This is a genomic window from Enterococcus sp. DIV1298c (assembly GCF_017316315.1).
In the GTDB taxonomy this organism is placed as follows: domain Bacteria; phylum Bacillota; class Bacilli; order Lactobacillales; family Enterococcaceae; genus Enterococcus_B; species Enterococcus_B mangumiae.
In genome coordinates, this window is sequence record NZ_JAFLWG010000033.1 from 16,548 (window position 1) to 43,499 (window position 26,952).

General features: G+C 41.8%; 27 protein-coding genes. 26 read left to right on the forward strand and 1 reads right to left on the reverse strand.

Features of this window, described 5'->3' with window-relative positions:
• Nucleotides 1-165: 165 nt before the first annotated feature.
• The 20 genes from JZO83_RS08190 (at nucleotide 166) to JZO83_RS08285 (ending at nucleotide 18,818) form a co-directional block, all read left to right on the forward strand.
• Nucleotides 166-375, forward strand: a complete 210-nt coding sequence (locus tag JZO83_RS08190) for a helix-turn-helix transcriptional regulator (RefSeq protein ID WP_206857350.1) — start codon at nucleotides 166-168, stop codon at nucleotides 373-375.
• Nucleotides 362-847 (forward strand): DUF6773 family protein, encoded by a 486-nt coding sequence (locus tag JZO83_RS08195; protein WP_206857349.1) that lies wholly within the window; start codon nucleotides 362-364, stop codon nucleotides 845-847. The genes JZO83_RS08190 and JZO83_RS08195 overlap by 14 nt, the downstream gene beginning before the upstream one ends.
• A 100-nt stretch (nucleotides 848-947) precedes the next feature.
• Entirely contained in the window at nucleotides 948-1,331 is a 384-nt protein-coding gene (locus JZO83_RS08200) for a hypothetical protein (protein ID WP_207115466.1), read from the forward strand.
• Nucleotides 1,318-2,016: a CBS domain-containing protein gene (locus tag JZO83_RS08205; protein WP_206857347.1), complete on the forward strand. Its 699-nt coding sequence runs from the start codon at nucleotides 1,318-1,320 to the stop codon at nucleotides 2,014-2,016. The genes JZO83_RS08200 and JZO83_RS08205 overlap by 14 nt, the downstream gene beginning before the upstream one ends.
• Nucleotides 2,017-2,020: 4 nt before the next feature.
• Nucleotides 2,021-2,485 (forward strand): signal peptidase II, encoded by a 465-nt coding sequence (gene lspA / locus JZO83_RS08210; RefSeq protein WP_206857345.1) that lies wholly within the window; start codon nucleotides 2,021-2,023, stop codon nucleotides 2,483-2,485.
• On the forward strand, nucleotides 2,482-3,393 hold the full coding sequence (locus tag JZO83_RS08215) for an RluA family pseudouridine synthase (protein WP_207115467.1): 912 nt from the start codon (nucleotides 2,482-2,484) through the stop codon (nucleotides 3,391-3,393). The genes lspA and JZO83_RS08215 overlap by 4 nt, the downstream gene beginning before the upstream one ends.
• Nucleotides 3,394-3,632: 239 nt before the next feature.
• Nucleotides 3,633-4,172: a bifunctional pyr operon transcriptional regulator/uracil phosphoribosyltransferase PyrR gene (pyrR, locus tag JZO83_RS08220; RefSeq protein WP_206857343.1), complete on the forward strand. Its 540-nt coding sequence runs from the start codon at nucleotides 3,633-3,635 to the stop codon at nucleotides 4,170-4,172.
• Between the two features lie 14 nt (nucleotides 4,173-4,186).
• A complete protein-coding gene (locus JZO83_RS08225) occupies nucleotides 4,187-5,470 on the forward strand; it encodes a solute carrier family 23 protein (protein WP_206857342.1) in 1,284 nt (427 codons plus the stop codon).
• A gap of 12 nt (nucleotides 5,471-5,482) precedes the next feature.
• On the forward strand, nucleotides 5,483-6,409 hold the full coding sequence (locus tag JZO83_RS08230) for an aspartate carbamoyltransferase catalytic subunit (RefSeq protein ID WP_206857341.1): 927 nt from the start codon (nucleotides 5,483-5,485) through the stop codon (nucleotides 6,407-6,409).
• Between the two features lie 20 nt (nucleotides 6,410-6,429).
• Nucleotides 6,430-7,710, forward strand: a complete 1,281-nt coding sequence (locus JZO83_RS08235) for a dihydroorotase (protein ID WP_207115468.1) — start codon at nucleotides 6,430-6,432, stop codon at nucleotides 7,708-7,710.
• Nucleotides 7,711-7,714: 4 nt separating this feature from the next.
• Complete coding sequence (locus JZO83_RS08240; RefSeq protein ID WP_206857337.1) at nucleotides 7,715-8,794, forward strand: carbamoyl phosphate synthase small subunit; 1,080 nt, start codon at nucleotides 7,715-7,717, stop codon at nucleotides 8,792-8,794.
• Nucleotides 8,794-11,979 carry a carbamoyl-phosphate synthase large subunit gene (gene carB / locus JZO83_RS08245; RefSeq protein ID WP_207115469.1) on the forward strand — a complete coding sequence of 1,062 codons (3,186 nt, stop codon included), beginning with the start codon at nucleotides 8,794-8,796 and terminating at the stop codon, nucleotides 11,977-11,979. Before JZO83_RS08240 ends, carB begins: the two co-directional genes overlap by 1 nt.
• A gap of 166 nt (nucleotides 11,980-12,145) precedes the next feature.
• Entirely contained in the window at nucleotides 12,146-12,922 is a 777-nt protein-coding gene (locus JZO83_RS08250; RefSeq protein WP_207115470.1) for a dihydroorotate dehydrogenase electron transfer subunit, read from the forward strand.
• Nucleotides 12,919-13,848, forward strand: coding sequence for a dihydroorotate dehydrogenase (locus tag JZO83_RS08255; protein ID WP_206857327.1), 930 nt, complete (start codon nucleotides 12,919-12,921; stop codon nucleotides 13,846-13,848). The genes JZO83_RS08250 and JZO83_RS08255 overlap by 4 nt, the downstream gene beginning before the upstream one ends.
• Nucleotides 13,845-14,555: an orotidine-5'-phosphate decarboxylase gene (gene pyrF, locus JZO83_RS08260; protein WP_207115471.1), complete on the forward strand. Its 711-nt coding sequence runs from the start codon at nucleotides 13,845-13,847 to the stop codon at nucleotides 14,553-14,555. The genes JZO83_RS08255 and pyrF overlap by 4 nt, the downstream gene beginning before the upstream one ends.
• A 3-nt stretch (nucleotides 14,556-14,558) precedes the next feature.
• Nucleotides 14,559-15,191, forward strand: coding sequence for an orotate phosphoribosyltransferase (gene pyrE, locus JZO83_RS08265; RefSeq protein WP_207115472.1), 633 nt, complete (start codon nucleotides 14,559-14,561; stop codon nucleotides 15,189-15,191).
• 202 nt (nucleotides 15,192-15,393) lie between these two features.
• On the forward strand, nucleotides 15,394-16,035 hold the full coding sequence (locus JZO83_RS08270) for a YfbR-like 5'-deoxynucleotidase (protein WP_206857321.1): 642 nt from the start codon (nucleotides 15,394-15,396) through the stop codon (nucleotides 16,033-16,035).
• A gap of 41 nt (nucleotides 16,036-16,076) precedes the next feature.
• Nucleotides 16,077-16,778, forward strand: coding sequence for a carbonic anhydrase family protein (locus tag JZO83_RS08275; protein WP_206857320.1), 702 nt, complete (start codon nucleotides 16,077-16,079; stop codon nucleotides 16,776-16,778).
• Nucleotides 16,775-17,677, forward strand: a complete 903-nt coding sequence (locus JZO83_RS08280) for a LysR family transcriptional regulator (protein WP_207115473.1) — start codon at nucleotides 16,775-16,777, stop codon at nucleotides 17,675-17,677. Before JZO83_RS08275 ends, JZO83_RS08280 begins: the two co-directional genes overlap by 4 nt.
• A 205-nt stretch (nucleotides 17,678-17,882) precedes the next feature.
• The gene (locus JZO83_RS08285) at nucleotides 17,883-18,818 is read left to right on the forward strand and encodes an ETX/MTX2 family pore-forming toxin (RefSeq protein WP_207115474.1); all 936 of its coding nucleotides are present in this window, start codon (nucleotides 17,883-17,885) and stop codon (nucleotides 18,816-18,818) included.
• Nucleotides 18,819-18,902: 84 nt separating this feature from the next.
• Here the strand turns inward: JZO83_RS08285 and efbA are convergent, their stop codons facing one another.
• A complete protein-coding gene (gene efbA / locus JZO83_RS08290) occupies nucleotides 18,903-20,603 on the reverse strand; it encodes a fibronectin-binding protein EfbA (RefSeq protein WP_207115475.1) in 1,701 nt (566 codons plus the stop codon).
• A 192-nt stretch (nucleotides 20,604-20,795) separates the two neighbouring features.
• Between efbA and JZO83_RS08295 the strand changes: the two genes are divergently transcribed.
• The 6 genes from JZO83_RS08295 (at nucleotide 20,796) to JZO83_RS08320 (ending at nucleotide 26,843) form a co-directional block, all read left to right on the forward strand.
• Entirely contained in the window at nucleotides 20,796-21,434 is a 639-nt protein-coding gene (locus JZO83_RS08295; protein WP_206857307.1) for a hypothetical protein, read from the forward strand.
• A gap of 423 nt (nucleotides 21,435-21,857) precedes the next feature.
• A complete protein-coding gene (gene trpX / locus JZO83_RS08300; RefSeq protein WP_207115476.1) occupies nucleotides 21,858-22,883 on the forward strand; it encodes a tryptophan ABC transporter substrate-binding protein in 1,026 nt (341 codons plus the stop codon).
• Nucleotides 22,880-23,761, forward strand: a complete 882-nt coding sequence (locus tag JZO83_RS08305) for an ABC transporter permease (RefSeq protein WP_207115477.1) — start codon at nucleotides 22,880-22,882, stop codon at nucleotides 23,759-23,761. Before trpX ends, JZO83_RS08305 begins: the two co-directional genes overlap by 4 nt.
• 2 nt (nucleotides 23,762-23,763) lie before the next feature.
• Nucleotides 23,764-24,534 carry an ATP-binding cassette domain-containing protein gene (locus JZO83_RS08310; RefSeq protein ID WP_206857304.1) on the forward strand — a complete coding sequence of 257 codons (771 nt, stop codon included), beginning with the start codon at nucleotides 23,764-23,766 and terminating at the stop codon, nucleotides 24,532-24,534.
• Between the two features lie 185 nt (nucleotides 24,535-24,719).
• Nucleotides 24,720-25,580 carry a shikimate dehydrogenase gene (locus JZO83_RS08315; RefSeq protein ID WP_207115478.1) on the forward strand — a complete coding sequence of 287 codons (861 nt, stop codon included), beginning with the start codon at nucleotides 24,720-24,722 and terminating at the stop codon, nucleotides 25,578-25,580.
• Nucleotides 25,581-25,694: 114 nt separating this feature from the next.
• Nucleotides 25,695-26,843, forward strand: coding sequence for an LCP family protein (locus JZO83_RS08320; protein ID WP_207115479.1), 1,149 nt, complete (start codon nucleotides 25,695-25,697; stop codon nucleotides 26,841-26,843).
• Nucleotides 26,844-26,952: the final 109 nt, after the last annotated feature.

Consider the following 26,952-nt stretch of genomic DNA (forward strand, 5'->3'; position numbering starts at 1 on the left):
ATAGCCACAAAAATTGTTCTTCAACATTTGTGGCTATTGCTTTTTTTTCGACGATTGGTTCTTTTGAGTAATTATTCTAATGATTTTTTGCAATATATATTTTACATAAAGCAATTTATAGTTTACAATATCGATAAGAGTTTAGAATGGAGGGTAGCCATCAACGTGAAAAATATTCGAATGAAATTGGCACGTTTAGCAAGTGAATTGAGCCAAGAAGAGTTAGCCCAGCGTGTGGGTGTCACACGTCAAACAATCGGGTTGATCGAAGCGGGAAAGTACAATCCTACGCTTAAGCTATGTCTGGCGATCTGCCATGAATTGAATCAAACACTAGATGAACTATTTTGGGAGGATCAAGATGAAAAAGAATAAGCCTAAAGATGAGCGTATCATCCAAATAAATAATAAAATACAAAGTGAAGCCTTTTTACTGCTATTAGTGCTATTAGGTATCTCTTTATTTGTAAAGAGTTATCTGTTGGATCTGCCTGTGTCTGATTCTCTTGCCGAGCTTCTTATCTTAGGAGCCGCAGTCCTTTATTTATTGATTCGTGGGGCATTGATCGGACATGAGATCATCGATACTTCGAAACATGCTAAAATATTACAAGCCGTATCGATTGTTGGTGGGAGTCTCCTCGTTGCTTTAGGGACCGGTATCAGAAACTATTCCTTATATCAACATCTTTACTCTGGCTACCTAGATCCTCACTTGTTAGCTGTAGTAGGGATTACCTTTTTATCATCGGTCATTTTTATGGCTGGATTATTGTTTGTTGTTTTTTCTGTCAATCGCTTGAGTCAGAAAAGGTTAGAAAATAAGATCGATGATGATCTGGAATGAGCCACGACAAAGCTAACAAATGTTTTTACCTAACACTCGTTGGTCCTACAGATTCCGCTTGTATTTTAAGAGAGACTACCGCATAATAGGAGGAGCAAAAATGGAAGTAAAATTCACTAGAAATACTGGTTTTTACGGAATGGGTAGTCCGATCACCTTGCGTATCGACGACCGAAAAATCAGTTTGTTTCATAATCAGTCAACTAAAGTGACTGTCCAATCCCCATTTACGATGCAAGCTTCCTTTTTTTGGCTGAAAAGTCCTAAGTACGTTATTACTGAGCCAAAGAAAGGATATACGATCACCATGAATATTCTGTTGATACAACTCTATCCTTTGCTATTTTTATTCTCAGGGATCAGTGCGGTATTTTTCCAGAATATAGGCTATAGTGTCATGATCGTATTCATGATGATCGGCTTCTTTTTGTTCATCAAAAATAAAGCATATACAATCAAGGAGACTGTTGATGAAGAATTCTGATCTTTTTTTAAGCAGCTTTAATCGAATCGAAAAATGGCTCCAAGAAGAGATGGGGAATCCACGAAACATGGGATTTACCGAACTCGTTCGACGGTTAGCACAAAAACAACATCAAAGTGTGCGTAAATACGAAGATGACCTCTTACAATTGGCGCAATTGCGTAATGCGATCGTGCATGACCGCATCGCGGTAGACTTCATTATTGCTGAACCCAATGACTGGGCGACAAATCGCATCCAGAAAATCGAGCAAGAACTGATTCGTCCTGAAACCGTGTTGCCGCGTTTCGCAAAGCATGTGACTGGTTTTGAATGGGATATCCCGTTGCCTCGTTTGTTGGAGACAGTGGCACAAAAGCGCTATTCTCAATTTCCGCTTTATCACAAAGGAACGTTCAAGGGCTTAGTCACTTTGCGGATGTTAGGCTTTTGGTTGGCAAAAGAAAGTCATCAAGGTGTGATCGATCTACAAGGAAAAACTGCCGCAGATCTGATCATACAAGATGGTAAATACACCAATTACCACTTTGTCTCAGCCCAGACAACGATTGCTGAAGTAGAAAGAATGTTTGGTGAGCAAGGAACACTCGAAGCCGTGCTGATCACCAAAAATGGTGACCCTAACGGAAACTTGTTGGGGATCATTCGCCCGAGAGATATTTATCATGAAGTAGAAAAGGAATGATTATTTGTTAGTGATATATTGGATTATAAGTGCATTGATCGTCGGTTTGGATCAATGGGTAAAATGGTTGATCGTCGAGAACTTTGCTTTAGGCGAAACAAAGTCAGTGATTCCTGGCATCTTATCGCTGAATCATATTCGTAATTTTGGCGCAGCATGGAGTTTGTTAGAAGGAAAAATGTGGTTCTTTACTGTCGTGACGATCATTGCCGTTGTCGTGGTCTTGACGTTGATGATCAAAAACCGTAACAATGGGAGCCGTTGGTTCATGGTCGGTCTGACATTGATCCTAGCTGGCGCAATCGGCAACTTTATCGATCGTGTCCGCTTAGGGTATGTGGTCGACATGTTCCAAACTGATTTCATGAATTTCCCGATTTTCAACGTAGCCGATGTTTCATTGGTGATCGGTGTGATCTGCGTATTGATTTACATTATTTTAGATGAAAAGGAACAACGAAAAAAATGACACAATTAAAAGCAACTATCCAACAAGAAACAGGACGGATCGACAAAGTCCTCACGAATTTATTTGCTGATTACAGTCGTTCGCAAGTCCAACAATGGTTAAAAGACGGTGCGGTAGCTGTAAATGGTGAACCTGTCAAAGCAAATTATAAAGTAAAATCGGCTGATGAGATTGTCATGGAAGTACCAGAGCCTGAAGAGCTTGAAATCTTGGCTGAAAATTTACCGATTGAGATCGTCTATGAAGATGATGATGTTGCTGTCGTCAATAAACCACAAGGAATGGTCGTTCATCCTTCGGCGGGGCATACGCACGGCACACTTGTCAACGCATTGATGTATCACATGAAAAGTCTGTCATCGATCAATGGAGTGATCAGACCCGGTATCGTTCATCGTATCGATAAAGATACTTCTGGCTTATTGATGATCGCTAAAAATGATCAAGCCCATGAATCTCTAGCACAACAATTAAAAGATAAAACTTCTCTGAGAAAATACGTTGCTTTAGTTCATGGTGTCATTCCTCACGAGAAAGGAACGATCAATGCACCGATCGGTCGTTCCAAAGTCGATCGAAAAATGCAAGCCATCCGTGAAGACGGAAAACCCGCTGTCACTCATTTTACTGTTTTAGAACGTTTTGAAAACTTTACGTTAGTGGAATTACAACTGGAAACTGGTCGTACGCATCAGATCCGTGTCCACATGAAGTACATCGGTTATCCATTAGCAGGAGACCCTGTCTATGGACCGAAGAAAACGTTGAAGGGAAATGGACAGTTCCTACATGCTAAGCTGTTAGGTTTTACACATCCTGTAACAAAAGAAAATCTAGTGTTTGAAGCCCCACTGCCAGAAGTTTTTGAAAAAACTTTAGAGAAGTTGAGAAAAGATGTTGCTTTTTAAAACACTTAACGGTATAGTTATAACCAATAAAAGAAAAACTTAATAGAAGTCCTTTAAGTTTAGTCCCGTGAGGCTAAGAAGGGTGTGAGTAAGAAGACCTGTGGTGCGCCATAGCGAGACTTACTCAATGACGTCGCATACTCAAAGCGACCAGTGTAGCAGTATACACTCAGTCTAAAACATTCCTCCTGTCCTCTTAGGGCAGGAGTTTTTTTGTGTAAAAAATTGGAGGGAAAAAGATGCAAGCTAAAGAAGTAGTGGATCAAGTAACGATGAAACGAGCTCTTACGCGTATCACCTATGAAATCATTGAAAGAAATCAAAGCATTGAGGAGATCGTTTTAGTCGGTATCAAAACGAGAGGGATCTATATTGCTGCTCGAATCGCCGAACGGTTGAAACAACTAGAAAACATTGAAGTACCTGTAGGAGAACTTGATATTACCTTGTACCGAGATGATAAAAAAGAAATCGCCCAAGAACCAGAATTACATTCGTCAGATATTCCGGTCAACCTAGAAGGAAAAGAAGTCATCTTGATCGACGACGTACTCTACACAGGACGCACGATCCGTGCGGCAATGGATGCGGTCATGGACTTTGGTCGTCCAAGAAAAATCTCATTAGCAGTACTCGTTGATCGCGGACACCGTGAATTACCGATCCGCGCAGATTATGTAGGGAAGAACATCCCAACTGCCAAAAAAGAAGAAATCTTAGTAGAGATGCAAGAATTAGATGGACAAGATCGCATCATGATCTTAAAAGAGGAAAAGTAGAGGGGTAAGGCAATATGTCAGAAGAAAAAAAGTTTCACAACGATAGCGTGGTATTAGATATCCATGATCGACCAACCATTGGACACTGGGTCGGATTGAGTTTACAGCATCTGTTCACGATGTTTGGCGCAACCGTCTTAGTACCGATCTTAGTCGGGATCGACCCAGGGATTGCCTTAGTCAGCTCAGGGTTAGGTACACTGGTTTATCTGATCACGACAAAAGGAAAGATCCCAGCATACTTAGGAAGTAGTTTTGCTTTTATCGCAGCGATGCAAATGCTGATGAAAACAGATGGCTTTCCAGCAATCGCACAAGGGGCGATGACAACCGCTCTGGTCTATCTGATCGTCGCTTGGATCATCAAAAAAATCGGTTCAGCTTGGTTGGACAAGATCTTACCGCCAATCGTCGTGGGACCAGTCATTATGGTGATCGGATTAGGTTTAGCCGCAAATGCAGCAAACAACGCGATGTTCAATCAAGATAACTATGATTTCAAATATCTGCTAGTTGCTCTGATCACTTTAGGATTGACGATTTTCTTCAACATGTTCCTACGTGGTTTCTTAGGATTATTACCGATCTTGTTAGGGATCGTTTCAGGTTACATCGTCGCTCTGCTCTTTGGGATCGTCGACACACAACCGATCATTGACGCACCGTGGTTCGCACTACCGAACTTTGAGATTCCATTTGTACAGTATCAACCAAAGCTTTATATCGGAGCAATCACTACCATGGCACCGATCGCTTTTGTCACGATGACCGAACATATCGGGCACTTGATGGTCTTGAACAAATTGACTAGACGGAATTTCTTCGAAGACCCAGGATTGCATCGCACATTGACAGGGGACGGGTTGGCGCAATTAGTTGCCGCTTTTGTCGGAGGACCTCCAGTGACAAGTTATGGTGAAAATATCGGTGTCTTGGCAATCACACGCGTACACAGTGTGTTCGTCATCGGAGGCGCAGCGGTCTTCGCAGTCGTTCTTGGCTTCGTTGGCAAACTAAGCGCTCTGATTTTAAGTATCCCTGGCCCTGTTATTTCAGGTATCAGTTTCATCTTGTTCGGTGTAATCGCCGCAAGCGGAATGAAAATTTTAGTCGAAAACAAAATCGATTTTGACAAAAAGAAAAATCTATTGATTGCTTCAGTCATCTTAGTCGTAGGTATCGGGGGATTAGTCCTTGAAGTAGGAACATTCACCTTATCTGCAATGGCACTTGCAACAGTCTTAGGAATTATTTTGAATCTTATCTTACCAGAAACTTCACGAAGCGAAGAAAATTAAGGAGGACATCGCATGATCATCAAATCAGAACGCATCAGTTTAAAACACTTATTAACGGTAGAAGCATTGACGGACCAAGAAGTAATGGGGTTGATCCGTCGCGGGCAAGAATTTAAGCAAGGAGCTAACTGGACACCGCAAAAACCTCAGTATTTTGCCACGAATCTGTTCTTTGAAAACAGCACGAGAACCCATAAAAGCTTTGACGTAGCAGAAAAGAAACTTGGGCTTGAAGTAATCGAGTTTGAAGCAAGTACAAGCTCGGTCACAAAAGGCGAAACATTATACGATACTGTTTTAACGATGTCTGCACTTGGTGTAGATGTAGCTGTGATCCGTCATGGAGACGAGAACTACTACGATGAACTGATCCAAAGTAAAACGATCCAATGCTCGATCATCAATGGTGGTGACGGCAGCGGACAACACCCAACACAGTGCTTACTTGATTTGATGACGATCTATGAAGAATTTGGACATTTCGACGGGTTGAAAATTGCGATCGTCGGCGACATCACACATTCTCGTGTCGCAAAATCAAACATGCAAATGTTGAAACGTCTTGGTGCCCAAGTTTTCTTCTCTGGACCAAGAGAATGGTATGACGACGAATTTGAAGTTTACGGTCACTATCTACCGCTAGATGAATTACTCGATCAAGTCGATGTCATGATGATGTTGCGTGTACAACATGAGCGTCATGATGGAAAAGAAAGTTTTTCAAAAGAAGGTTATCACCAAGAATACGGATTGACGGTAGAACGCGCGAAGAAAATGCAAAAGCATGCAATCATCATGCACCCAGCTCCAGTAAATCGCGATGTCGAACTGGCAGATTCATTAGTTGAAGGATTACAATCACGGATCGTACAACAAATGAGCAACGGTGTATTTGTACGAATGGCGATCTTAGAAGCTGTATTAAGTGGAAAAGCATAAACATAAGAGGAGGAAGAAACATGAAAACACTCATTAAAAACGGTCAAATCAACACAAAAAGAAATGAAACAATCCCAGCAGAAATTTGGATCGAAGAAGGAAAGATCAAAGCAATCGGCACAGGTTTTCCTGAGACCGAATTTGATGAAGTGTTTGATGCAAAAGGACAACTGATCACTCCTGGTTTAGTCGATGTACATGTCCATTTGAGAGAACCTGGATTTACTTATAAAGAAACGATCGAAGCAGGAACGAAAGCCGCAGCACGTGGCGGCTTTACCACTGTTTGTGCGATGCCAAATCTGGACCCAGTTCCAGATACTCCTGAAAAATTAAAAAATATCTACGACATCATCAAACGTGATGCAGTGGTGAAAGTCTTACAATATGCACCGATCACTGAAAATCTACGAAGTGAAGAATTAGTTGATCAAAAAGCCTTGATCAACGAGGGCGCATTTGCATTCACCAATGATGGTGTGGGTGTTCAAACAGCTGGCACGATGTACTTAGCAATGAAAGAAGCAGCAAAAAACAAGAAAGCGCTCGTTGCTCATACGGAAGACGAGTCATTATTATTTGGCGGTGTGATGCATGCGGGAGAAAAAGCGGAAGAGTTAGGACTACCAGGTATTTTGAGTGTGACTGAATCTTCACAGATTGCGCGTGACCTTCTGTTAGCAGAAGCGACAGGTGTTCATTATCATGTCTGCCATGTATCAACAAAAGAAAGTGTGCGAGTGATCCGCGATGCTAAGAAAGCCGGCATCCATGTCACTGCAGAAGTTTCTCCCCATCATCTGATCTTGATCGATGAAGATATTCCAGAAGATTTTGGTTTTTGGAAAATGAATCCGCCGTTGAGAGGAAAAGCCGATCGTGAAGCACTGATCGAAGGGTTGCTTGATGGCACGATCGATTGTATCGCAACTGATCATGCACCGCATGGCTTAGAAGAGAAAAGTCAAAGTTTCTTACAATCACCATTTGGGATCGTTGGAAGTGAAACAGCTTTCCAATTAGTGTATACCCATTTTGTTGAAACAGGAAAATTCACGCTAGAGCAAGTCATCGATTGGATGGCAGTCAAACCAGCAGAAATTTTCGGTTTAGAAGTGGGCACGTTAACGATCGGTGCGCCAGCAGACTTGGCAGTGTATGACATCGCGCATACAGCGGTGATCGACAAAAAAGATTTCCTATCAAAAGGCGAAAACACACCTTTTGTTGGTTGGGAGATCAAAGGAGAAACATTAATGACATTTGTCGACGGGAAACTTGTTTGGCATAAGGGGGAATAACTGGATGGAACGGTTGCTGATTTTAGAAGATGGCACAGTATTTAAAGGAAAATCATTTGGCGCGACAGGCAATGTGTTTGGAGAAATCGTCTTTACTACAAGTATGACAGGGTATCAAGAAACGATCACAGACCAAAGTTTTAACGGTCAAATCATCACATTTACTTATCCCATGGTAGGAAACTACGGCGTCAATCGTGATGATTACGAATCAATTGCACCAACCTGTAAAGGGGTAGTCGTCAAAGAACATGCACGCGTGGCATCTAACTGGCGCAATCAAATGACATTAGACGAATTCTTGAAACAAAAGGGAATCCCTGGTATCTCAGGTATCGATACACGGGCATTGACACGTAAGATCCGTGAAGTCGGTACAATGAAAGCAAGTATCGTGGATGCAGGTGATTCATTTGAACATGCTTACGACCAACTAAAAGCAACCGTCTTGGCAACAAACCAAGTACAACAAGTTTCAACAAACAAACCATACCCTAGTCCAGGAACAGGCAGAAATGTAGCAGTCATTGATTTCGGGTTGAAGCACAGTATTTTACGTGAGTTGAGTAAGCGTGACTGTAACTTGACCGTGTTACCATATAATACGGATGCGGAAACGATCCTTTCATTATCGCCAGACGGTGTCATGTTGACGAACGGCCCTGGTGATCCGAAAGATGTACCAGAAGCCATTGAAATGATCCGACAAATCCAAGGAAAGATTCCGATTTTTGGCATCTGTTTAGGCCATCAACTGTTTGCCCTAGCAAATGGCGCTGACACTTACAAGATGAAGTTCGGGCATCGTGGGTTGAACCATCCTGTTCGTGAGGTAGCTACTGGAAGAATCGATTTCACCTCCCAAAATCATGGCTATGCGGTCGATGAACAAACGATCGATCCAGAACACTTACTAGTCACACATGTGGAAGTCAATGATGGCACTGTTGAAGGGGTTAGACATCGTCGCTATCCAGCGTTCAGTGTCCAATTCCATCCGGATGCTGCTCCTGGGCCGCATGATGCGCTACATTTGTTCGATGAATTTATGGAAATGATGGATGCTGGAAAGGAGCAATTCTAATGCCAAAACGCACAGATATCAACAAAATCATGGTGATCGGCTCTGGTCCGATCATCATTGGTCAAGCTGCAGAGTTTGACTACGCAGGCACACAGGCTTGTCTTGCTTTAAAGGAAGAAGGCTATGAGGTCGTTTTAGTCAATTCTAATCCAGCAACGATCATGACCGATAAAGAAATTGCTGATCAAGTATACCTTGAGCCGATCACATTAGAATTTGTTTCACGCATTCTACGAAAAGAACGTCCGGATGCGATCTTACCAACTTTAGGTGGGCAAACAGGTCTGAATATGGCGATGGAATTAGCTGAGTCAGGAATCTTAGACGAATTAGGGATCGAATTATTAGGGACGAAATTAAGTGCGATCGACCAAGCAGAAGATCGCGACTTGTTCAAAAAGTTGATGGAAGAGTTGGATCAACCGATCCCCGAATCAGAAATCGTGACGACGGTGGAAGAAGCAGTGACTTTTGCCAACAAAATCGGTTATCCAATCATCGTACGACCAGCCTTCACATTAGGCGGTACTGGCGGTGGGATGTGTGATAACGAAGCAGAGCTGCGTCAAATCGCGGAAAATGGCTTGAGTTTATCCCCAGTGACACAATGTTTGATCGAGCGCAGTATTGCAGGTTTCAAAGAAATCGAATACGAAGTGATGCGTGACTCGGCAGACAATGCAATCGTTGTTTGTAACATGGAAAACTTCGATCCAGTTGGTATCCATACAGGAGATTCGATCGTTTTTGCTCCAAGTCAAACCTTAGCAGACCATGAATACCAGATGTTAAGAGATGCGTCACTGTCGATTATTCGCGCATTGAAAATCGAAGGTGGTTGTAACGTTCAATTAGCACTTGATCCTCATAGCTTCAACTACTATGTCATCGAAGTGAATCCTCGTGTTTCACGCTCCTCTGCCTTAGCAAGTAAAGCGACCGGTTATCCAATTGCGAAACTAGCCGCTAAAATCGCATTAGGTTTGACATTGGATGAAATGAAAAATCCAGTCACAGGAACAACTTACGCTGAATTTGAACCAGCATTGGACTATGTGGTAGCAAAAATCCCACGCTGGCCGTTTGATAAATTTGAAAACGGGGAACGTGTTTTAGGCACACAGATGAAGGCGACAGGAGAAGTCATGGCGATCGGTCGTAACATCGAAGAATCTTTACTTAAAGCAGTCCGCTCATTAGAAATCGGTGCGCACCACCTTGAATTGCCTGAATTGAAAGAAGTCAGTGAAGAACTTTTAATGGAGAAAATCGTTCGTGCGCAAGATGATCGGTTATTCTACTTAGCCGAAGCAATCCGTCGCGGCTACCCAATCCAAGAATTAGCAGACTTGACGAAAATCGATTTGTTCTTCTTAGACAAATTATTGCATATCATTGAGCTTGAAAAGGAGCTTTCCGAAAATCCAAATCAATTGGACCTACTTCATTTTGTGAAACAAAATGGGTTTACTGATCGAAAAATCGCTGAAATGTGGAAAACGACACCTGATGCGATTCGCCAACTTCGTACAGAAAACAGTATCCAACCAGTATACAAAATGGTCGATACTTGTGCAGCAGAATTTGAATCGCATACGCCTTATTTCTATAGCACATATGAAATCGAAAACGAAAGTCATCGTTCAGAAAAACCATCTGTGTTAGTCCTAGGCTCTGGCCCGATCCGCATCGGACAAGGGGTCGAATTTGACTATGCGACTGTCCACTCCGTCAAAGCGATCCAACAAGCAGGCTATGAAGCAATCATTATGAATAGTAATCCTGAAACCGTTTCGACAGATTTCTCGATTTCTGATAAACTTTACTTTGAGCCGTTAACTTTTGAAGATGTCATGAATGTCATCGAATTAGAGCAGCCGATCGGTGTCATTGTCCAATTTGGTGGACAAACGGCCATCAATCTCGCTGAACCTTTAGCAAAAGCAGGCGTAAAAATCTTAGGAACAACGATCGAAGACCTTGATCGTGCAGAAAACCGTGACTTATTCGAACAAGCTTTACAAGAATTAGGCGTTCCTCAACCACTAGGGGATACCGCAACAAGCAAAGAAGAAGCAGTTGCTGTCGCAAATAAAATCGGTTATCCAGTGTTAGTCCGTCCAAGCTATGTTTTAGGCGGACGTGCGATGGAGATCGTCGAAAACCAACGTGACTTAGAAGACTATATGGAGAATGCGGTGAAAGCTTCACCAGAACATCCAGTGTTAGTCGATCGATATTTGATCGGTAGTGAGTGCGAAGTCGATGCGATCTGTGATGGGGAAACAGTCTTGATCCCAGGAATCATGGAACACATCGAACGTGCGGGTGTCCATTCAGGAGACTCGATGGCAGTTTATCCGCCGCAAGCTCTTTCTGACGAAATCAAGCAAACGATCGAAGATTATACGATTCGTTTAGCACGTGGCTTGAATTGTGTCGGGATGATGAACATCCAATTCGTGATCCATGAAAATCAAGTATACGTGATCGAAGTGAATCCGCGCGCAAGTCGTACGGTTCCTTTCTTGAGCAAAGTCACGAATATCCCAATGGCGCAGATCGCAACGAAGGCGATCTTAGGCGAAAAATTAAAAGATTTAGGCTATGAAGATGGCTTATATCCAGAAACAGCAAACGTCCATGTCAAAGCACCGGTCTTTTCATTTACTAAGCTGCACAAAGTTGACACATATCTTGGACCTGAAATGAAATCAACAGGAGAAGTCATGGGTTCAGATCAAAACCTAGACAAAGCGTTGTACAAAGCGTTTGAAGCTTCTGGCTTACGTTTGCCTGATTATGGCGCTGTCTTGTTCACGATCGCCGATGAAACTAAAGAAGAAGCATTAGGCTTAGCGAAACGCTTTGCAGAAATCGGCTATAGCTTGCTAGCAACAAAAAATACCGCGGCATTCTTTGAGAAACATGGTCTTGTAGTAACGCCAGTCGCTAAGATCTCCGAAGAAGCAACAGAGAAAAACGTGGTTGACCTGATCCGAGAAGGCAAAGCACAAGTGGTCGTCAATACGATCGATAAAGACCGAGGAAATGCTTCAAAAGACGGCTTTATCATTCGACGCGAAGCAGTTGAGCATGGCACGCCATTGTTCACTTCACTTGATACGGCGGATGCAATCGTTCGTGTGATGGAATCACGCGCCTTTTCAACACAAGCAATCTAAATACAAGAGGAGGGCAATTTGCCCTCCAATAAATAAATGAAAAAAGATTTTTTTCTAGTTAGTCCCTGTGGTGGCTTGGAACTGATGTTTGATGACACGACCCACAAAAAGAAGTAGTTAGCAGTATAACGAAATAGCGGAAAGTCCCAAAAATAGGAGTGTAGAGATGAAGCAAGAAGTAATGAAAATCGTTCAACAGCGGCAACTAGCACCACGAATCTATGAAATGACACTAACAGGTGAGTTGGTCAAAGAAATGAAACAACCTGGACAATTCCTTCATATTCGGGTACCCCGAGCAGATTTGTTGTTGCGCCGACCAATCAGTATCAACCAGATCGATCAATCACAACAAACTTGTCGTATCATCTACCGTGTTGAAGGTGACGGAACAAAGCATTTCACAGCGTTGACTGCTGGCGATTCTTTAGATGTCTTGGGGCCATTAGGAAATGGCTTCGATCTTTCTGGATTGAAGGAAGAAGATGAAGTGTTCATCGTTGGTGGAGGGATCGGTGTTCCGCCCCTCTACGAATTATCGAAGCAATTGAAACAACTAGGCGTCAAAACGATTCACTTCTTAGGATTTGCCTCACAAGAAGTGATGTATTACGAAGAGGAATTCCTAGAGTTGGGCGATACGAGGATCGCAACCGATGATGGCACCTATGGGATCCATGGCAATGTTGGGAATCTTTTACTTGCGACAAAAGAAAAGCCGACAGCCGTTTTTGCGTGCGGTTCAAACGGGTTACTAAAGACAGTGGAACAGCTTTTTGCAGGTCATCCGAATGTCCAATTGTCATTAGAGTCTCGCATGGCATGTGGCGTTGGCGCATGTTACGCTTGTGTCTGCCATGTCCCAGGTGATGAAACAGGAACGAAAAGCTTGAAAGTCTGTGATGAAGGACCGATTTTCCAAGCAGGAGAGGTGATTTTATGAGTAATCGTTTAGCCGTCAATCTTCCGGGATTGAACTTAAAGAATCCAATCATGCCAGCAAGTGGCTGCTTCGGCTTTGGAAAAGAATACGGAAAATATTATGATCTGAATCAGCTAGGTGCGATCATGATCAAGGCGACAACCCCTAAAGCCCGCTTTGGAAATCCTACACCACGTGTAGCCGAAACGCCTTCTGGCATGCTTAATGCGATCGGGTTACAAAATCCTGGGATGGAAGTAGTCTTAGACAAAACGTTACCTGAATTAGCTGTGTACAAAGATTTGCCGATCATTGCGAATGTGGCAGGTGCTTGCGAAGAAGATTATGTCGAAGTCTGTGGCAAAATCGGAGATGCTCCGAATGTCCACGCCATCGAATTAAATATCTCATGTCCGAATGTCAAACACGGAGGGATTGCTTTTGGTACCGATCCAGACGTTGCTTTCCAGTTGACCCAATCGGTGAAAAAGGTAGCGAACGTACCTGTCTATGTCAAGTTGTCACCGAATGTCACGGATATCATTCCAGTGGCGCAAGCCATCGAGGCAGGCGGTGCGGATGGTTTCACGATGATCAATACCTTATTAGGAATGCGTATTGATCTGAAAACAAGAAAACCGATCCTTGCCAATCAAACAGGCGGTCTTTCAGGACCGGCAATCAAACCAGTAGCGATCCGCTTGATCCACCAAGTTGCGGGTGTCTCCAATCTACCGATCATCGGGATGGGCGGAGTGCAAACCGTGGATGATGTACTAGAAATGTATATGGCAGGTGCTAGCGCAGTCGCTGTCGGAACGGCGAACTTTACGGATCCTTACATTTGTCCGAAACTGATCGCTGAGTTACCCGAACGAATGAATGAATTAGGCATCGAGTCTTTAGAGCAACTGATCAAAGAAGTGAGAGAAGGTAGAAATCAATGAATCAACGACCAATTATTGCTTTAGATTTTTCATCATGGGAAGAAGTAGAAACATTTATGCAACGTTTCCCAGAAGACGAAAAGTTATTTGTTAAGATCGGCATGGAACTCTTTTACCAAGAAGGACCAATCATTGTCCGCTGGCTAAAAGATGCCGGTCACGATGTTTTCTTAGATTTGAAATTGCATGACATTCCGAATACTGTCGAAAAAGCCATGGGCGGTTTGGCAAAATTAGGTGTAGATATTACCTGTGTGCATGCGGCTGGCGGAATCCGTATGATGGAAGCAGCCATGCGTGGATTGACTGATGGCACACCAGAAGGAAAGAAACGTCCTTTACTCTTAGCAATCACTCAGCTGACTTCAACGAGCGAAGAAGAAATGCATCATGACCAACTGATCGAAGTACCATTGGAGCAAAGTGTGATCCACTATGCCGCTTGTGCCAAAGCAGCAGGGTTAGACGGTGTCGTTTCTTCTGCTTTAGAAGTCTCATCGATCAAAGAAAAAGCGGGGGAAGAATTTGTTTGTTTGACCCCTGGTATTCGTCCAGAGGGAACAGTCGCAGGCGACCAAACAAGGATCGTGACACCAGCGCGGGCAAAAGAAATCGGTTCGACCTTCATCGTTGTTGGACGACCAATCACACAAGCAGAAGATCCTTACCAAGCGTACCAAACAATCAAAGCAGAATGGAGTCGTTAATCTATGAACATTGAACAAACTATTGCTAAAGACTTGCTAGAAATCGAAGCTGTTTTCTTAAGTCCAAGCCAACCTTTCACTTGGGCAAGTGGAATCACAAGCCCGATCTATTGCGATAACCGTATTACGATGAGCTATCCCAAAGTCAGAAAAGAAATCGCTCAAGGGTTAGCTGAAAAAATCAAACAAGAATTCCCAGATGTTGAAGTGATCGCCGGTACAGCAACTGCTGGTATTCCTCATGCCGCTTGGGTAGCAGAAATCCTAAACTTACCGATGGTGTATATTCGCAGTAAAGCGAAAGCACACGGTAAAGGGAATCAAATCGAAGGGCGCATCTTTGAAGGTCAAAAAATGGTCGTCATCGAAGATTTGATCTCAACAGGCGGAAGTGTGTTAGAAGCGGCTGAAGCAGCTAAAAGAGAAGGTGCGGACGTTTTAGGTGTTGCAGCAATCTTTACGTATGAGTTGCCAAAAGGAATAGCGAACTTTGAACAAGCGGGTCTACCATTGATCACCTTGACGAATTATTCTGTATTGATCGAATTTGCATTAGAAAATAAAACAATCAACGAAGAAGAGCTTGCTTTGTTGAAAGAATGGAAAAAAGATCCTGAGAACTGGGCAACAGCTTAGAGATCAGATTAAAAAGGGCGGAAAAACGGATGTTGTTTCAGCCCTTTTTCTGTTTGAGATATAGTGAAAACCTGAAGATACATAGCGACAACTATTCTTTTGCACATGAAAACTTGTTAAGATAATAAGCTGAAAATTTGCGAATTCCAGTTATTTAATGATAAGATTATCGGAAAAGTCATCTCAAAGAGGAGGATTCTTTATGGGATTGAATGAATTTATTTTAGGGTTAAATAACTTGGAAAGAATCACCAGAGCTCCGGGATTTTTCAAACACACGGAACATACCGTCGCCGCGCACTCTTATCGTGTAGCTTCGATTGCACAAGTATTGGGTGACATTGAAGAACTCCACGGACAAACGATCGACTGGAAGCTCTTATATGAAAAAGCCTTGAACCATGATTATACCGAACGTTTTATCGGTGACATCAAAACACCAGTGAAATATGCAAGTAAAGAGTTGAGAGGGATGCTGCAGACCGTCGAAGAAAAGATGACGGATGAGTTTATCAATCAAGAAATCCCTGAAGCTTTACAAGACGTTTATCGCCGGCGTTTGTTCGAAGGTAAAGACGATACGGTCGAAGGTGAATTACTCGCTGTTTCAGATAAAATCGATCTTTTGTATGAATCATTTGATGAGATCAGTAAAAATAATCCGGAGAAAGTCTATAAAGAAATGTTTATTGAGGCGGTCACAACGATCAAAGGTTTTGACCATCGTCCATCCGTTCAATATTTTTTCAAAGAGATTTTTCCAGAATTACTCAATCAAGAATTCTATGGAAAAGAAGATTTCTTAGCAGCTGTTTCAAGCATTGTCAAAAAAGAAAAAGAATAGTCGAGGTGCCGTGTAGGTAACTGGTTCAGGAGGAATTTTAGTTGAAGAAGAATATGGATGTTGAATGGGGTTATTCTGGTGAAAGAGGACCGGAACATTGGGCAGGATTATGTGATTGGTTTGCAAAAGGAGCCGAGTTTGAATTACAATCGCCCATTCCTCTGACAACATGTGAAGAGAGCAGTAATACGAAAGAGACGCTTTCTTTTCACTATCAGAAACAACGATTCACGGATAAGGAGTTCAAGAATACGATCCATCTTGTGCCATATGATCAAATCAGTTATGTCCTTTTCAATGAAGAAACATACTATTTGACCGACATCCATTTTCATATGCCATCAGAACATATCATCAATGGAAAACAAGAAGATATCGAATTTCATTTTGTACACACCAATGAACGACAAGAAAACTTAGTCGTTGGCGTCATGTATCATTTAACAAAAGAAGAAGGCTGGTTATACGACCGCCAGAATGGTGACGAGTGGGATCTTGATGCACATGAGCATTGGACAGATGCATCTGTCTTTTTCCCTGAACAAAAGAGTCATTATCACTATGTTGGTTCCTTAACAACACCACCAACAAGTGGTCCGATCCAATGGTTCGTCATGGACCAAGTTGGTCGATTGAATCGAGATTTCTTGATTCCGTTCAAAGGACAATACGCACAACCCAATAATCGTCCGTTACAACCAGTGAAGAATCGAAAAATTTATTATTACAAGGGGACGAAATGAATATCCAACAATTGAAATATGTTACTGCAGTAGCGAATAACGGAAGCTTTCGAGAAGCGGCGAAAAAGTTATTTGTTTCTCAGCCGAGCCTTTCTGCAGCGATCAAAGAATTGGAAAATGAGTTGAGTATCAATTTATTTACCCGCACGAATCGAGGAGCCTATCTAACAGAAGAAGGACAGATTTTTTTAAAGCGTGCGGAACGGATCTTAGTTCAATTAGATTCATTGGAGAATTATTATCAAAAAAGTGAAAAAAGAGAGAGCTTTTCGATTGCTTCCCAGCACTATGATTTCTTAGGTCCGCTAACTGCACAACTGATCGAGACGTTCAAAGCAGAAGTCAAACAATTTCGTATCATGGAAACGACGACTGCAAACGTGATCGAAGAGGTGCAACAACAACAAAGCGAATTAGGGATTTTATATATGAATGACCATAATCGCACAGGGATCAAGCGCTACTTAGAACAAGGAGAGTTGATCGCTCAATCTCTAGGGACATTTAAAACACATATTTTTCTAAGACAGCGGCATCCACTCGCGCAACAAGAAGAAATAAATATTGAAGAACTCGCTGCTTTTCCGCAAGTTCGTTTTACTCAGGATGGCAATAATTTTCCTTATTTTTATGAAGACTTGATTGAGATCCCTGAACAAGAATCAGTGATTTATACAAGTGATCGAGGCACATTGATGAATATTGTGTTAGAGACAGATGCCTATGCATCAGGATCGGGTATCGTAATTGGTGAAATCAAAGAATATTTACGATTGATCCCATTGGCGGATAGTCCGCTGAATGAGCTTTACGTGATTTATTCCGCAAAACAGCCGTTAAGTGAGATCGGCAAGAAGTTTATCGCAAGTATCCAACGAGTGATGGAGCAGAGGAAGTAATATCCAATAGAAATGAACAAAAGGTAAGCTTGAATGCCAAATAATTGGTTTTCAGGCTTATTTTTACGCAGATCAATATGCAGATAAAAAATTGTTGCAGTAATGTACACAATGAGATGATTCAAAGAAAATGTTTCATACTAAAAGTAGCCAATCGTTTGAGGAACATATTCGCTCAACGATTGGAAAAAAAGGGGGTAAGAAAATGAAAAAAGTAACAAAGGTGATGTTGGGTGTCGTCGGAGCGGCGAGTTTAGGCTTATTTACAGGAGAACCGATGGTAGAAGCCGGTGAGTCTCTTCCGCCAATCGGAGAAGGATATCTAAAATCGGTCAACCAAAGCACGATCGATCGGATGAGTACCATTTCGTACGCTTTATCCTATCAAATGTATCAATGGGGAGATATTGGTGTGAATGAAAGACTTACTGGGGATGAATACAATCCAAGAAATGTTTCTAGTCAAGCATATTCGGTAGGTGTCAATAATGATATGGGCACTAGACAGCGTTCAAGAACTGTCAACACAAGTGTTTTCCATAATAGTACGAACCAAGATCAAACGTTTACGACACCTTCATATTCGGAAATGTATATCGACTCAACAACAACTTCGACTACACAGTCCGCTGGAGTAGCAACATCCACTAGCGCAGAGATCCGTGTACCCATGTTTGGTTCTGCAACGATGGGTGTCGAACTGAATTACAACTTTAGTTCAACCACTTCACAGACGCGAGAAGTACAAAAAAATTGGACGGTTCCCGGTCAAGCAATCAATGTAAGGCCTGGTCATACTGTTGAAGTCAATTGGGTATTCTATACCGGAGAAGCAACAGGTACGGTCAATTTAGAGCAACAGATCCGAGCAGATATCCCATATAAAAAAGATGCTGCTGGACGTATCCATACATATGGCGTAGGGACGGTCGTCGGTGATCGCCAAGTACTCTCGGATAGCTATTGGAACCGTTACATTTCTGAAAGCCGAAACAATTGGCGACGCGTTGATGCAAATGTAACTGGTCGTAGAATGGGCGGAGGCACTTATCGTGTCGATTACGGTTCAGGGTTTGTTTTAGAAGCCTTCGACCGCACAACTGGAACAAAAGAAATCATTGCGACAGGCTATCAATTTTAATTCAAGCCATTTTTATCATCAAAAAATAAACCGATCGCCAAGAAGTAATCACTTCTTGGCGATCGGTTTTTTAACGAAAAAAGATTATTCCTTTTTCATTGCTTGGATTTTCTCTTCTTCTGGTGTTACAATGATCGTTTTTTGGTTTTCGTAAATCACATACCCAGGTTTTGCGCCATTCGGTTTACGGATATGTTTGACTTGCACTAGATCCACAGGTACTTGGGCTGAATGACGATATTTCGAATAGTAAGCAGCCAATTCAGCAGCTTCTGTGATGGTTTCATCAGAAGGTTGGTCACTTTTGATAATCACGTGAGAGCCTGGGATGTTTTGCGTATGAAGCCAGTGATCGGTTTTTCTAGCAGTCTTCATCGTCAATTGATCATTTTGTAGATTGTTTTTACCGACTAAGATCTCAGTGCCGTCAGAAGAAATGTAGCGGTCAGGTTGCGAAGGTTTTGCTTTCTTTTGCTTTTTACTTGTTTTCTTTTTCAAATAGCCTTCTGCTAACAGTTCTTCTTTGATCACTTCAATATCCATTGGTCCCGCAATCTCCAATTGTGAAAGAACCGATTCAAGGTAGTCGATTTCACTTTTTGCTTCTTCGATTTGCTTGCCGATCAATTTGACCGCATTTTTAAGCTTTTGGTAACGATGAAAGTATTTTTGAGCATTTTGATTCGGTGTCAATGCCGGATCAAGGGCAATACGGACAGGCTGGTTTTCTTCATAGTAGTTCGCCAAGGTCACTTCGGTCGCACCACGGGGTACTTGGGTCATGAATGTCGTCAATAACTCCCCATTTCGGCGAAACTCTTCCGCATTTTCAGAGTCAAGCAATGTCTGTTCGCGTTTTTTCAACTTATTGCGATTGCGTTTCAATTCATTTTCGATTTTACGGATCAATTCGCCCCCTTGTTGTTTGGCACGATCTTTTTCCGCTTTCTCTTGATAAAATGCATCTAGCAATGCACTTAAAGTAGGGTACTCCTGCATAGAAGCAGCTTGTTTTGCAAACGATTGATAGGCAAACGGTGTGAAGTATTCTTTTGTACCTAATTCATAGTGTGTAGGTAGCGGTTGGTCAACAGCCGCAAAGAATTCTTCCCAGACAGCCATTTTTTCATTTGGGCGCTGGTTGATCCGTTCGCTCAATTCCAATGCTGTGTCGTGACCCAGTCCTTGGAATACTTGCTGTAAGGCTTTAGCATTTGGCTCGACTTTTGATAGACGTTCAAAAACTTGCTCTTTTGTTGCTTGAAAAGGATTAAGCACAGCTTGTTCAGGTGGCGCCACGTATTCGACTCCAGGAAGTAAGGAACGGTACGTATTTTGTGAGCTGCCGATGTGTTTGATCGCATCTAAAATCTTTTGGGATTGTTGATTCACTAAGACGATGGTGCTATGGCGACCCATCAACTCAACGATCAAGACGATATTTTGTAAATCACCTAATTCATCTCTTTTTGAGAAATGAAAGTGGATCACACGGTCATTTTTGATTTGTTCGATACTTTCCAAAATCGCACCATCAAGATGTTTACGTAACATCATCACAAAGTTTGGCGGATTTTCTGGATTTTGATAATCGATTTCTGTGATCTGGACACGGGCATAGCTCGGATGAGCAGATAACAACAATCGGTGGTTCTTTCCACGAGAACGAATCACCAAAATGATTTCATTTTCATAAGGCTGGTGGATCTTTGAGATTCGACCAGATAATAGTGTTTCGCGCAATTCATGGATCATTGCATGGGTAAATACACCATCAAAGGACATGATTCATTCCTCTTTTCTATTCATAAGTACACTTATTATAACGAAAAAAGAAAGGAAAGACCAATGGACCAGATGATTTCTTTCGTTAAATAGAGAAAAAATGCAGGAATTCCATGAAAAACTAGTGTTTTATTTCGTTCTTTCGATTGATTTTAGGTATAATTAGATAAAGGACACGTGGGGGAATAGAGGATGCAGCGATTGATCGTAGAGATAAAGGATAAAATCATCAGAAGTTACACTAATTTATCAGAGGATTTTGAGCAACATCCTCAAAAATATTTCAGACGGATCGGACTTCTTTTAGTGTGTTCCTTACTTTTGACGGCTGCGATGTTCTTTTTGCCGAGTAAAATCAAAGAAGCACAAGTGGATACGTTGATCTATTCTTCGATTGATTCTGAAAAGCTTCAGCCTTTACCATTTTCATCTGCGCATCAGGAGATCACCGACAGTCGGGCAGTCTCTGTGATGTTCACTCTGCCAAAAGGAGAGCTTTACCAACAAGTGATCGATATCTTCGAAGACCCACAACAAAGCAGTGAATTGAATCGAACGATCTTTTTTTATCCGTTGGTTTATGACACGTCAGAATTAGAACAACAATACGGGATCAACAAAGATGAAATCACTATCGTTTTCTTTGAAAGAGGAGAAGAAAGGAATCGTTTAGTCCTTTCTGATGAAAACAAAGAAGACCTGGAAAGAACATTGATTCCTGCACTGAATCGTTTGCCATTGATCAATATCAAGCAACTGGAAAAAGAGTTAGCAAATGAGGAAGAAACGGCACAATCCACAGATCGTACCACGTTGAGTACGACAGAGTAAGTAACAAGTTGAGCTTAGTGAAAAATAACAAAAAAGAAAATAATAAAAAAATCAGTTGACGGATAAATAAAATTCGATTAGACTTAGGATAACACTTGAATGAAAGGATGGTCCAAGATGAACTTATCAAAACAATTTTTATCAGAAAATAAAAATAATTGGCGTAACTGGCGTAGATAAGTTGTATCAAGGGCGAACTTTTTCGTAGATACAACTTTTTAGAGTACAACAATGTACGATTCTAAAGTTTGTATCTATGCTGGACATGAATTTGACGACCGCATAGAGACATCTATGCGGTTTTTTGTTGGTAAAAGACAATGACCGTACAAGCGGTGATTGTCTTTTTTTGTTCATTCGCTCGAAGTTACAAAACAGCCGATTTATTTTTAAAAATTACATAATAAAAAAGGGGAAATAAAAATGAAAAATAAACGCTTGATTGCAGTGATCGCACTTATACTTATATACTTGACCGGAACGTTCGTTTATGAAAAAATCAATGATCAACCAGCAGTTGAAGGAAATCGCACAACTGATAAAAAAGTAGTGGGGGTTTTACAGTTTGTTAGCCACCCTGCGTTAGATGAGATCTACCGAGGTATCAAAGATGGCTTAAAAGAGTCAGGCTTGGAAGAAGGACGAAATTTAGAAATCCAATTCCAAAATGGTCAAGCCGACCAAAGTAAACTGGCAACGATGAGTCAGCAGTTGGTACAAGGAAATCCTGATGCGCTCGTAGGAATTGCAACACCAGCCGCACAAGCATTAGCAAACACGACCAAAGATATTCCAATCGCCTTAGGTGCGGTGACTGATCCTGTCGGTGCAGGATTAGTCCAAAGCTTAGAAGCACCGGGTGGAAACATCACAGGAGTCTCTGACCAACCACCTGTTGAAGCACAGATCCAATTAGCCACAGAGCTATTACCGGAGGCAAAAACAATCGGAATTTTATATGCTTCTTCAGAAGATAATTCTCGCTATCAAGTCAGCCAAGCAGAAGAAGCTGCGAAAGCAAAAGGACTGACACCAGTAAAATATGCTGTTCCTTCTACGAATGAGATCGCCCAGACTGTCCAAGTGATGAGCCAGTCGGTGGATGTTATCTATGTACCTTTAGATAATACGATTGCCAATGCAATGCAAACCGTCATCAAAGAAGCAAATAAAGCAAATATCCCTGTAATTCCTTCAGTGGACACAATGGTCGAACAAGGAGGATTAGCGACGATCGGAATCAATCAATACGATTTAGGCGTTCAAACAGGTAAAATGGCAGCCGCTTTAGCAAATGGAAAAGAACCAGCAACAACACCTGTGTACGTGTTCGACAAGGGCGATATCATCGTCAATGAAAAACAAGCAGAATTACTAGGGATCACGATCCCTGAATCAATCAAAAAAGACGCAAAAGTACTGACAGAGATCAAGGAGGAAGAACAATGATCGTATCCGCAATTTCTCAAGGCATGTTATGGGCCATCTTAGGTTTAGGAATTTTTATGACTTACCGGATCTTAGATTTTCCGGATATGACAACAGAAGGCTCGTTTCCTCTCGGTGGTGCTGTCTGTGTGACAGCAATCACGCATGGTGTTAGTCCGATACTTGCGACGATTTTAGGTGTGTTAGCAGGAATGGCCGCAGGACTTGTGACTGGCTTGCTGTATACAAAAGGGAAAATCCCAGTTATCTTAGCCGGCATCTTAGTAATGTCAGGGTTGAACTCAGTGATCCTGTTCGTGATGCGCACACCGAATCTTTCGTTGTTGAATCATCCTGCCTTACAGGATGTATTCTATGCACTTCATTTACCGAATTACTTTGATACTGTATTATTAGGACTCTTATCTCTCGGACTTTTGATCAGCGTCTTGATTTTCTTCTTCAATACAGATCTAGGGCAAGGTTATATCGCAACAGGGGATAACGAAACAATGGCCCGTTCGTTAGGGATCAAGACCGATCGTATGAAAATCTTAGGCTTGACGTTATCCAATGGCGTGATTGCATTATCAGGCGCATTGATCGCCCAAAATGATGGCTATGCAGATGTCAATAAAGGGATCGGCGTGATCGTAATTGGTTTAGCTTCGATCATCATCGGTGAAGTGATTTTCCAAGAATTGACATTGATCGAGCGATTGTTAGCGATTGTTGTCGGAAGTATTATTTATCAATTATTGATTTTAGCAGTCATCAAATTAGGCTTTGACACAACCTACTTGAAATTATTCTCAGCGATCATCTTAGCCGCTTGCTTGATGATCCCTCAAGTAAAACAAGCATTGAAACTAAAAACAGGATTTGAAAAGGAGGTCTAATGATGACAGCAATCTTAACGATCAAAAATGGTAGAAAAGTAGTCAATAATGGGATGCACGAAGAAAAAGTATTATTGGATGAGATCCAATTGACCATCAATGAAGGGGATTTTATCACTGTACTTGGCGGAAATGGCGCAGGTAAAAGTACCTTGTTCAATACGATTGCGGGCACACTGCAATTAAGTCAAGGTGGCGTGTATTTTAAAGATCAGCCAATCACTAAGCTGTCAGAAGAAGCACGAGCTTTATTTCTATCACGGGTGTTCCAAGATCCGAAAATGGGAACTGCCCCACGGATGACAGTGGCAGAAAATCTATTGTTAGCACAAAAGCGCGGCGAAAAACGAACACTTCGTTTACGCCAATTAAAAAATCAAAAAGAAGTTTTTTATAAACTTTGTCAAGAAGTAGGAAATGGCTTGGAACAACATTTAGACACCCCTGCTGGCGAATTATCTGGCGGGCAGCGACAAGCATTAAGCTTACTGATGGCAACGATCAAAGCACCAGAATTGCTTTTACTTGATGAGCATACGGCGGCACTCGATCCAAAAACAGCTAAGCTATTAATGGAACTGACAAACCAACGGATCACTGAGCAAAAGTTAACCTGTTTGATGATCACACACCGGATGGAAGATGCGTTAAAATACGGGAATCGATTGATCGTCTTACAAAAAGGACGGATCGTCAAAGACTTAGCAAAAGAAGAAAAACAAGCATTATCAATGAATGATCTCCTACACTTCTTTGAAGAAGTGATCGATTAGTTATTTTGCGGATGCATCTGTGTTTGACAAGTTTGTTTCCTTCACTTTATACTTGTGGGTAGCAGGTATAATAACAATCAAAATTTGTAAAGTCAAGATTTAATAAAAAATGATTGATGCCGCTTGTTCTTTCGTAGTTTCTACGAATGGACGCGGCATTTTTAGCGTATTGTAGGAGGATTTTCATGATTTCAGGAAAAACAAGAATAGCAGGGATTTTTGCATCTCCCGTGTCCCATAGCTTATCGCCATTGATGCACAATACAGCCTTTCAAGCTCGTTCGATCGATGCCATTTACTTGGCATTCACAGTCGATCAAACGAATCTCAAGCAGGCAGTCGAAAGCATTCGCACATTCAACATGTTAGGCGTCAATCTTTCAATGCCTAATAAAATAGCGGTCATTCCTTATTTAGATGAGCTAAGTCAAGAAGCGCAGTTGATTGGCGCGGTCAATACGATCGTGCATCGAGACAACCGTTTGATTGGTTACAACACCGATGGTATGGGGTTTATGCGTTCTGTCAATGAAGCAGGAATAGCGATAAAAGATAAAAAAGTGACTATGTTAGGTGCTGGTGGTGCAGCAAAAGCAATCGTTGTTCAAGCAGCGTTAGATCAAGCAAAAGAAATCGTCATCTATAAACGAAAGAACGCAACTTTTGAAAATGTCGCTTCAACTTTCCAAAAAATTGCCGAACAAACAGGTTGCCACATCACCATCAAGGATTATGCAGACACTGAACAGTTGAAAAAAGATCTGGAAGACACGGATCTTTTGATCAATGGTACCGACATGGGCATGGGGGAGAAAAAAGAAATGGTACCGATCGATCCTCAGTTGCTCCATCCCAAAATCGCAGTGTTTGATTTGATTTATTCTCCAAGAGAAACACGCTTTTTAAAAGAAGCCAAAGCACAGGGATGTTTGACCAGAAATGGCTTAGGCATGTTACTATATCAAGGCGCAATCGCTTTTGAACTATGGACAGGCCAAACAATGCCAATTGAAAAGATCCAACCTTTACTCGATTCAAAAGAATGATAAGCGTATACTCAGAGGATTCGTTAGCTTTTAGTTAAATTTACGCTAACCTTACTGTTTTTTATAACGAAGTATCGTATGATTTTACTGAGTTGAACAAAGGGAGGAACTACAATGAGTCGGATGGATCGTTATAAGAACATCCATAAAAAAGCAAAACCAATCAATGAAAAATCATCGCCGTTATCTTGGCGACGCACCAATAGGAAACAGGAAGATCTTGGAGAAGAACCAAACGCTTCGTATGAAGGTTCTTACGAAGAAAGAACCAGTGACCCTCGAAGACCAACACCTTACGAAGAACACGTTCATTCAGGGCAACAACCACAGAAAAAAGGGTTCTTTAAAAAGAAACCATCCAATAAGCCACGTAAAAAACGTTCTTGGTGGAAGATCATCTTAGGGATCTTATTGATTTTATTTGTCTTTTCGCTGATTTCATTTTTCGTTGGGAAATTCGTAGCCGAAAATGATCAGTCACTTGAACCAGCGACTTCAGAAACATTCAATGGTGCCCAATCAACAAGTGGCGCGCATAACATCCTGATTTTAGGTAGCGATACAAGGGGCGAAGACGCAGGGCGAGCAGATACGATCATGGTCCTACAATTAGATGGGCCTGCCCGCAAACCAAAATTGATCTCATTCATGCGTGATAGCTTCGTGACGATCCCAGGTGTTGGAGACAATAAAATCAATGCGGCGTATGCCTACGGTGGCGCTGAGTTGGTTCGCCAGACTTTATTAGAAAACTTTGGGTTGAACTGTCAATACTATATGAAAGTCGATTTCAAATCATTTGAAAAAGTGATCGATGCGATGTTCATGAATGGTGTGTCGATCGACGCTGAAAAAGACTTGAATCTAGATGGTGTCGATATCGCCAAAGGTAAACAACGGATGGACGGTCACGTGCTGTTGCAATATGCACGTTTCCGTATGGATGAAGAAGGGGACTTCGGTCGTGTCAGAAGACAGCAACAAGTGATGGATGCGATTTTTGGTCAACTGAAAAATCCATTGAACTTGATCCGTGCGCCGTATGCCGCTGGAAAAGCAATCGGCTATACTTCCACAGATGTGCCGATGACTTTTTTAGTCAAAAATAGTTTTTCTATCTTACGTGGTGCTGGTGGAATCGATCGTTTAAGTGTTCCAGCAGATAATACTTGGAGTTATGGACAGAGTGATTACGCTGGTAGTATCCTCGTCTTAGATAAACAAATGAACCGCGAAAAGATTGAACAATTTTTAAGTGAATGATCGTTGATGTTTTTTAAAGGCTTTTCTAGAAGCATTTACTTCTAGAAGAGTCTTTTTTGTGGTGTAAATTTATTTTGCTTGCTATAAGAATAGGTTTATAATTGACGTA

Excerpts from the sequence above, each read along its gene's own strand:
- JZO83_RS08255 (WP_206857327.1), top strand. The coding sequence starts at position 12,919 with ATGAGTAATCGTTTAGCCGTCAATCTTCCGGGATTGAACTTAAAGAAT.
- carB (WP_207115469.1), top strand. The coding sequence starts at position 8,794 with ATGCCAAAACGCACAGATATCAACAAAATCATGGTGATCGGCTCTGGT.
- pyrR (WP_206857343.1), top strand. The coding sequence starts at position 3,633 with ATGCAAGCTAAAGAAGTAGTGGATCAAGTAACGATGAAACGAGCTCTT.
- JZO83_RS08240 (WP_206857337.1), top strand. The coding sequence starts at position 7,715 with ATGGAACGGTTGCTGATTTTAGAAGATGGCACAGTATTTAAAGGAAAA.
- JZO83_RS08295 (WP_206857307.1), top strand. The coding sequence starts at position 20,796 with ATGCAGCGATTGATCGTAGAGATAAAGGATAAAATCATCAGAAGTTAC.
- trpX (WP_207115476.1), top strand. The coding sequence starts at position 21,858 with ATGAAAAATAAACGCTTGATTGCAGTGATCGCACTTATACTTATATAC.
- efbA (WP_207115475.1), bottom strand. The coding sequence starts at position 20,603 with ATGTCCTTTGATGGTGTATTTACCCATGCAATGATCCATGAATTGCGC.
- JZO83_RS08230 (WP_206857341.1), top strand. The coding sequence starts at position 5,483 with ATGATCATCAAATCAGAACGCATCAGTTTAAAACACTTATTAACGGTA.
- JZO83_RS08195 (WP_206857349.1), top strand. The coding sequence starts at position 362 with ATGAAAAAGAATAAGCCTAAAGATGAGCGTATCATCCAAATAAATAAT.
- JZO83_RS08320 (WP_207115479.1), top strand. The coding sequence starts at position 25,695 with ATGAGTCGGATGGATCGTTATAAGAACATCCATAAAAAAGCAAAACCA.
- JZO83_RS08310 (WP_206857304.1), top strand. The coding sequence starts at position 23,764 with ATGACAGCAATCTTAACGATCAAAAATGGTAGAAAAGTAGTCAATAAT.
- JZO83_RS08315 (WP_207115478.1), top strand. The coding sequence starts at position 24,720 with ATGATTTCAGGAAAAACAAGAATAGCAGGGATTTTTGCATCTCCCGTG.
- JZO83_RS08235 (WP_207115468.1), top strand. The coding sequence starts at position 6,430 with ATGAAAACACTCATTAAAAACGGTCAAATCAACACAAAAAGAAATGAA.
- JZO83_RS08225 (WP_206857342.1), top strand. The coding sequence starts at position 4,187 with ATGTCAGAAGAAAAAAAGTTTCACAACGATAGCGTGGTATTAGATATC.
- pyrE (WP_207115472.1), top strand. The coding sequence starts at position 14,559 with ATGAACATTGAACAAACTATTGCTAAAGACTTGCTAGAAATCGAAGCT.
- JZO83_RS08270 (WP_206857321.1), top strand. The coding sequence starts at position 15,394 with ATGGGATTGAATGAATTTATTTTAGGGTTAAATAACTTGGAAAGAATC.
- JZO83_RS08215 (WP_207115467.1), top strand. The coding sequence starts at position 2,482 with ATGACACAATTAAAAGCAACTATCCAACAAGAAACAGGACGGATCGAC.
- JZO83_RS08200 (WP_207115466.1), top strand. The coding sequence starts at position 948 with ATGGAAGTAAAATTCACTAGAAATACTGGTTTTTACGGAATGGGTAGT.
- JZO83_RS08305 (WP_207115477.1), top strand. The coding sequence starts at position 22,880 with ATGATCGTATCCGCAATTTCTCAAGGCATGTTATGGGCCATCTTAGGT.
- JZO83_RS08285 (WP_207115474.1), top strand. The coding sequence starts at position 17,883 with ATGAAAAAAGTAACAAAGGTGATGTTGGGTGTCGTCGGAGCGGCGAGT.
- JZO83_RS08205 (WP_206857347.1), top strand. The coding sequence starts at position 1,318 with ATGAAGAATTCTGATCTTTTTTTAAGCAGCTTTAATCGAATCGAAAAA.
- JZO83_RS08250 (WP_207115470.1), top strand. The coding sequence starts at position 12,146 with ATGAAGCAAGAAGTAATGAAAATCGTTCAACAGCGGCAACTAGCACCA.
- JZO83_RS08280 (WP_207115473.1), top strand. The coding sequence starts at position 16,775 with ATGAATATCCAACAATTGAAATATGTTACTGCAGTAGCGAATAACGGA.
- pyrF (WP_207115471.1), top strand. The coding sequence starts at position 13,845 with ATGAATCAACGACCAATTATTGCTTTAGATTTTTCATCATGGGAAGAA.